The organism is Streptomyces macrolidinus (genome assembly GCF_023887685.1).
In the GTDB taxonomy this organism is placed as follows: Bacteria; Actinomycetota; Actinomycetes; order Streptomycetales; family Streptomycetaceae; genus Streptomyces; species Streptomyces macrolidinus.
Map to the genome: position 1 here is coordinate 1 of NZ_JAMWMR010000112.1, position 497 is coordinate 497.

General features: G+C 70.2%; 1 protein-coding gene. It reads left to right on the plus strand.

Annotated elements, in window-relative coordinates; translation table 11 throughout:
- Nucleotides 1-497 (plus strand): beta-ketoacyl [acyl carrier protein] synthase domain-containing protein (locus NGF19_RS30455; protein ID WP_252429174.1); only part of this gene is annotated, 497 nt, incomplete at both ends.

Here is a 497-nt window from a genome sequence, read left to right on the forward strand (position 1 = left end):
CCGACCCGGATGCCACGGGGCGCACCTACTGCCGGGACGGCGGATTCCTCGACGGCGCGGGGGAGTTCGACGCGGACTTCTTCGGGATCTCGCCGCGTGAGGCGCTGGCGATGGACCCCCAGCAGCGCCTCTCCCTGACCACGTGCTGGGAGGCAGTCGAACACGCGGGCATCAACCCGGCCTCCCTGCGTGGCAGCAACCTCGGCGTCTTCGTCGGCGGCTGGCACACCGGCTACACGTCGGGTCGGAGCACCGCCGAACAGGCACCGGAACTGGAGGGTCACCTGGTGAGTGGCGCGGCCCTGGGCTTCCTGTCGGGCCGGGTGGCGTACGCGTTGGGTCTTGAGGGTCCCGCGTTGACGGTGGACACGGCGTGCTCGTCGTCGTTGGTGGCGCTGCACCTGGCGGTCCAGGCGTTACGCAAGGGCGAGTGCGACATGGCCCTTGCCGGCGGCGTGACCGTCATGCCCAACGCGGACCTCTTCGTTCAGTTCAGC